The organism is Actinomyces sp. oral taxon 849 str. F0330 (genome assembly GCF_000239715.1).
Taxonomy (GTDB): domain Bacteria; phylum Actinomycetota; class Actinomycetes; order Actinomycetales; family Actinomycetaceae; genus Actinomyces; species Actinomyces johnsonii.
This window is the reverse complement of sequence record NZ_JH470350.1, coordinates 433,918-439,981: the sequence shown is the minus strand read 5'-3', so window position 1 is coordinate 439,981 and position 6,064 is coordinate 433,918. Positions and strand designations below refer to the sequence as shown.

Here is a 6,064-nt window from a genome sequence, read left to right as displayed (position 1 = left end):
CGGATAAAAGGTACCCCGGGGATAACAGGCTGATCCTGCCCAAGAGTCCATATCGACGGCATGGTTTGGCACCTCGATGTCGGCTCGTCGCATCCTGGGGCTGGAGCAGGTCCCAAGGGTTGGGCTGTTCGCCCATTAAAGCGGTACGCGAGCTGGGTTTAGAACGTCGTGAGACAGTTCGGTCCCTATCCTCTGCGCGCGCAGGAGACTTGAGAAGGCCTGTCCCTAGTACGAGAGGACCGGGACGGACGAACCTCTGGTGTGCCAGTTGTCCCGCCCGGGGCACGGCTGGTTGGCTACGTTCGGGACGGGTAACCGCTGAAAGCATCTAAGCGGGAAACCATCTTCAAGACAAGGTCTCCACAAGACAGTTACTGTCTTGGTAGGCCCCCAGCAGACCACTGGGTTGATAGGCCGGAAGTGGAAGACCGGTAACGGTTCGGAGCTGACCGGTACTAATAGGCCAACACAAACAACAACCCCCACCACCACCACCGCGCAAGCGGCACAACGGGTTGGGGGGGGCAGGAACACCACCCGCGAGCGTCCACTATACGGTCCACAACCAACCCAACCAACACGCAACGCGACGCGTATGCGACGCGCGCGTGGAGAGGCAACCACACAACCAAATCAGTACCGAGTGATTCTCGCACTGCCCGCACAATCGTCTCGGTGGTCACAGCGACAGGGATAACGCCCGGCACCCATCCCGAACCCGGAAGCTAAGCCTGACAGCGCCGATGGTACTGCACCCGCCAGGGTGCGGGAGAGTAGGACACCACCGAGCACACACCACACAGTCGGCCCGGAACCGCCAACCAGCGGTCCCGGGCCAACTGCCTTTGAGCACCAGCCCCACCCCCCCACGAAAAACCCACGCGACCACCCACCCCCACCCCACCCCCTCTCCTCCCCACCCACCACACAAACCACCAACCCCAAAACACACCAACACCGCGGATATCTTCGCTCACGCGCCACGCGCCACATCCGTCGGAGCGGGCGCCGTTACGACACTTGCTGGCGCTCCGGGTAGGCTCCTCCCAGGCATTCAAGAACGGCAAGGGAACTGATGGCAGTCCCGGATCGAAAGTAGGACCATGGCGTATCAGGACCGTCGGCACCATGCGGACCACGGCGACTCGTCCCGGCATCGTCGGGACGGTGACCGTCACGGCTTCGGTCGACGCAAGCGCTTCGATGACGGGGACGACCGTTCTCGTCGCAGCCATCACTCCGGTTGGAGCAGCGACTCGCACGATGGGCGGAGGCGTTCCCAGGGCCGCATCCGCGATGAGGGCGGGACCGGCGGAGAGCACAGACGGCGGGACGACTGGCGCGCAGAGCGCCGTAGGGACGGAGGCTCGGACGAACGGCGCCCAGTCCGCGGTGATAACAAATCTGGGCGTTTCAACAGCCGCTCCGGAAGCGGAGGCCCCGGAGACGGGAAGAACGAGCGTCGAGGTCGCCCGCCGCAGCGCCAGCGCATCCCTGAGCCCAATATTCCCGACGACGTCGAACCGGGCGACCTCGAGCGGGGCGCAAAGGGCCAGCTTCGTGCTCTGGGACGCGCCAATGCCGAGAACGTCGCCCGCCACCTGGTGATGACTCAGCGCCTGCTGGACGACGACCCTCAGACCGCCTACGAGCACGCACGCTATGCCGCCTCCCACGCCGGGCGCGTGGCCGTCGTACGCGAGACCGCCGGCATCGCCGCCTACCTCGCGGGACACTACAGCGAGGCGCTTCGAGAGATCCGCGCGGCCAGACGACTCTCCGGACTCGACCTTCACCGGGCCATCGAGGTCGACTGCGAACGGGCCCTGGGCCATTTGGACAAGGCACTCCAGGCAGCTAAAGCGACCGACCCGCGTCAACTTGACGAGATCGAGCGAGCCGAGCTGGCCATGGTCGTCTCCGGCCTCCGTCACGAGCTGGGTCAGACCGACCTCGGTCTCATCGTCATCGAGGACGCCATCCGAGCCCGCCCCTCCGACAGCGACACCCTCAGGCGCCTGCACTCCGTGCGCGCCGACCGGCTCGAGGAACTCGGCCGTCACCAGGAGGCCGCAGCCGTGCGGGACCGCATCGGCGCCGAGCCGATCGAGGAGGACGAGGTCGAGGTCTTCGATATCGAGGACGACTACGATGCCGAGATGCAGGAACAGGGCTCCCCTGGGGCCGACGATCGGGCCGGGGGCGCTGAGGCCCCAGCCGCCTCAGAAGCACCTACCGGGGGTCAGTCGTCGGACCTCGAACCTGCCGACCAGGAGGACGCCGAGTGGCCGCAGTCCTTCGCCGAGCGCGTCGAGGCAGAGATGACCGAGCTACTGGAGACCGCCGAGGACGATTCGATGTCCTGGACAGCAGATGATACGGGTGGACCGTCGCCTGATTCCCCAGATGACGCGGCCGGCACCCCGGACCCGATGATGACTGCGACCGACGACGTCCCTGAGGAGCCCCAATGACCCCGTCCCAGCAGACTCCCGCCACCCTCCTGGGCAGCGAGCGGCCCCTGTGCACCGAATACGATGTCGCACTGCTTGACCTCGACGGCGTCTGCTTCGCCGGTGAGGCCCGAGTCCCGCACGCCGCCGACAACGTCAACGCCGCCCGCGCCGCCGGCATGCGCCTGTCCTTCGTCACCAACAACGCCTCGCGGGCGCCTCAGACGGTCGTGGACAAGCTGGCCGCCAACGACATCATCGCCGAGACCACGGAAATCTTCAGCGCCGCCATGGACGCGGCCGCGATGCTCACCGAGCATATCGAGCCCGGCTCCACCGTTCTCGTCGTCGGTGGCGACGGCGTGCGTCAGGCCCTCCTGGACGAGGGCTTCCAGGTGACCGGCAGCGCACAGGACGGCCCGGTCGCCGTCGTCCAGGGATGGGACCCGGCAGTCGACTGGGCCCTCCTGTCCGAGGGCGTCTACGCCATCAACGCCGGCGCCCTCCACGTGGCCACCAACCTCGACGCAACCCTGCCGACCGAGCGGGGCTTCGCCCTGGGCAACGGCAGCCTCGTAGCGGCCGTCGTCAACGCCTCCGGCAAGGAGCCCCTCGCAGGGGGCAAGCCCTTCCCCGGAATCTACACGCGCGCCCTCAAACGCGCCGGCGGTACGAGGCCACTGGCCGTCGGGGACCGCCTCAACACCGATCACGTCGGTGCCCGGGCCGCAGGCATTCCCGGGCTCCACGTCCTCACCGGAGTCTCAGACGCGCGTGATGTCATCACCGCTGCGGCCACCGAACGTCCCAGCTTCCTTCACACCGACCTGCGCGGCCTGACCGAGCCGCATCCCGAACCCGTACGAGTCGAGCAGGGCGGCCAGCAGTGGTGGCAGGTCGGCGGCCGGCGCGCCCGCGTCGTCGACTCCGGGCTCGAACTGCAGGACGGGGGAGCCGTGACCACCCGGGACGGCAGCCCGACGAGCATCGACCTGGACTCCTACCGGGCCCTGGCCGTTGCCGCCTGGGACTGGGCCGACGCCCAGGAGGCCCGGGGCAGGGCCACTGCACTGGATCTTCCCGACATCGAAGTCGCTGCTCCCTGAGAGCCCGGCCGAGGTCGGGAATACTCCGCGGGAGGGAAAGAGGCGTAGCAGCAGCGCGCATGCCAACCACGTCGAGGTGAGTCAGGAATTGAGCCACAACGAACCGGAAGCCGCCAACCGGGGGGCCCCGCTGACGGGTGCGCCCGCAGGTCCGGCGAATCCCGGGCCTCCGCTGCCCGCGCCCCCGCGCGCCGACGCCGCACTGGCCATGGCCCACGGCTTGACCGACCACACCGATCGGCTCACCGGGATAGGGCAGATGCCCTTGGAGGATCGGGCCGCCGCCCTTTGCGCCATCCACGAGGAGCTCGCCTCCGTCCTGCATGAGGCGGAAGGCTGACATGGCCAGACTCATCCGCATCGACTCCGAGCTCGTACGCCGTGGACTGGCCCGCTCCCGCAGCCACGCCGCCACCCTCATCACCGACGGACACGTCACCCTCGACGGCGCTGTGGTCACCAAGCCCGCCCGGCAGGTCGACCCGGCGCAGGCCATCGAGATCCACACCCCTTGCGGAGACGACTACGTCTCGCGTGGCGCCCACAAGCTCGCCGGCGCTCTGGATGCGCTGGGTGAGCGCGGTCTGGCGCCTCGCATCGAGGGCAGACGCTGCCTGGACGCCGGCGCCTCCACGGGCGGCTTCACCGACGTCCTCCTGCGCCGCGGCGCCGAGCACGTCGTGGCCGTCGACGTCGGTTACGGCCAGCTGGCCTGGTCCTTGCGCTCCGACCCCCGCGTCACCGCCCTGGACCGCACCAACATCCGCACGCTGGACCCCGCAGCCGTCGCCCCGGCTCCCGGCCTGGTGGTGGGCGACCTGTCCTTCATCTCCCTGACCCTGGTGCTCGAGCCGCTGCTGCGCGCCGCCGCCGCCGACGCCGACCTCCTGCTCATGGTCAAGCCCCAGTTCGAGGTGGGCAGGGACCGGATCGGGCACGGGGGAGTGGTGCGCGACCCGGGGCTCCATGTGGAGTCCGTCCTGACCGTGGCCGAGCGCGCCCACTCCCTGGGGATGGGCGTCGACGCCGTGACCGCCTCCCCGCTGCCCGGTCCCGCCGGCAATGTCGAGTACTTCCTGAACATGCACGCCTCCCGCGCCGGGGGCCCCGAGGACCTGCGTGGAGCCCAACTGCGCGCCCAGGTCGAGTGCGCCGTCGCCGAGGGACCCGCCGCAGACGACTCCCGCCGAAGCAGAACAAGGACCCACACATGAGCAAACTGAGCCCCGCAGGTATCGCCGGTCCGACTGAGTCGGTGGAGCCGGCCGGCCGCCCCGACTCCTCGGGGCGGCCAGGAGCGCATCCTCGCCGTCAGAAAATCTCCCGCGTCATGCTCCTGCAGCGCGATCTCAATGACAAACCCGTGCCCGTCCCCAGACCCAGCGCGCCCACGGCCACCGCCGTGGCCCGGGCCTCGGCGGCGCTGCGCGCCCACGGAGTCGAGCCCGTCGGACCGGAGTGCACCGCCCATGTCGACCTCGTGCTCGTGCTCGGGGGCGACGGAACGATCCTGCGCGCCTTCGAAGCCGCCCGCGAACGCGACATCCCCCTGGTGGGCATCAACACCGGGCACGTCGGCTTCCTGGCCGAGGCCGACCCCGACGGCATCGAGCAGGTCGTCGCCGACCTTGTCGCGGGCCGCTACACCGTCGAGACCCGCACCACCTTGAACGTCGAGGTCATCTCCCCGGATGGGACTGTCTCCCGCGAGTGGGCGCTCAACGAGGCCGCCCTGGAGAAGCGCGACCGGGCACGCATGCTCGAGGTCGCCATCGGCGTCGACGGCCAGGCCGTCTCCTCCTTCGGCTGCGACGGCCTCATCATGTCCACGCCCACAGGCTCGACCGCCTACGCCTTCTCCTGCGGCGGCCCCGTCATCTGGCCCGAGGTCGAGGCTCTGCTGCTGGTGCCGGTGGCCGCGCACGCACTGTTCACCCGCCCCCTGGTCCTGGGACCCGAGTCGTGCATGGAGGTCGTCATCCAAAGAGCGGGCTTCGGAGCCGCCGAGATCTGGTGCGACGGAAGGCGCAGTCTGGACGTGCCCGTCGGCGCCCGGATCCGCGTCAGCCGCGCGGAGCGCCCGGTGCGCCTGGCGCGATTCAACGAGGCCCCCTTCGCCAGCCGCCTGGTGCGCAAGTTCGACCTGCCCGTAGAGGGCTGGCGGGCCTCCAATGCTGCCGATGACGCTACGGACGATCCGGAGGATCAGCCGGCCGTCGCAGCGGGCGCCCGCCCGCCCGCGGGAGGACCGGCGTGATCGAGTCCCTGCACATCGAGGACCTCGGCGTCATCGAGGAGGCCGATCTCCCCCTCAGTCGCGGTCTGACCGCCCTGACCGGTGAGACCGGCGCCGGCAAGACGATGGTGCTGACCTCGCTCGGACTGCTGCTGGGCCAGCGCGCCGAGACCACCATCGTGCGCACGGGCTCCCAGCGCAGCCTGGTCGAGGGCGCCTTCCTCGTCGACCCCGACTCGCGCGCCGCCGCCCGCGCCCTCGAGGCCGGC

At 69.5% G+C, this 6,064-nt stretch carries 6 protein-coding genes and 2 rRNA genes; all 8 read left to right on the top strand.

Annotated elements, in window-relative coordinates:
* Window positions 1–480, top strand: a 23S ribosomal RNA gene (locus tag HMPREF0975_RS05765); the annotation flags it as partial.
* A gap of 191 nt (window positions 481–671) precedes the next feature.
* A 5S ribosomal RNA gene (gene rrf / locus HMPREF0975_RS05760) occupies window positions 672–790 on the top strand.
* An 817-nt stretch (window positions 791–1,607) separates the two neighbouring features.
* Window positions 1,608–2,474 (top strand): hypothetical protein, encoded by an 867-nt coding sequence (locus HMPREF0975_RS05750; RefSeq protein ID WP_232212471.1) that lies wholly within the window; start codon window positions 1,608–1,610, stop codon window positions 2,472–2,474.
* A complete protein-coding gene (locus HMPREF0975_RS05745) occupies window positions 2,471–3,559 on the top strand; it encodes an HAD-IIA family hydrolase (RefSeq protein WP_009233207.1) in 1,089 nt (362 codons plus the stop codon). Before HMPREF0975_RS05750 ends, HMPREF0975_RS05745 begins: the two co-directional genes overlap by 4 nt.
* A 76-nt stretch (window positions 3,560–3,635) precedes the next feature.
* Window positions 3,636–3,899, top strand: a complete 264-nt coding sequence (locus tag HMPREF0975_RS05740; RefSeq protein ID WP_009233206.1) for a hypothetical protein — start codon at window positions 3,636–3,638, stop codon at window positions 3,897–3,899.
* A 1-nt stretch (window position 3,900) separates the two neighbouring features.
* Window positions 3,901–4,773: a TlyA family RNA methyltransferase gene (locus HMPREF0975_RS05735; protein ID WP_009233205.1), complete on the top strand. Its 873-nt coding sequence runs from the start codon at window positions 3,901–3,903 to the stop codon at window positions 4,771–4,773.
* Window positions 4,774–4,889: 116 nt separating this feature from the next.
* Window positions 4,890–5,816, top strand: a complete 927-nt coding sequence (locus HMPREF0975_RS05730) for an NAD kinase (protein WP_049939512.1) — start codon at window positions 4,890–4,892, stop codon at window positions 5,814–5,816.
* On the top strand, window positions 5,813–6,064 hold a 252-nt coding region (locus tag HMPREF0975_RS05725), incomplete at its 3' end, for an AAA family ATPase (protein WP_009233203.1). The genes HMPREF0975_RS05730 and HMPREF0975_RS05725, both read left to right, overlap by 4 nt.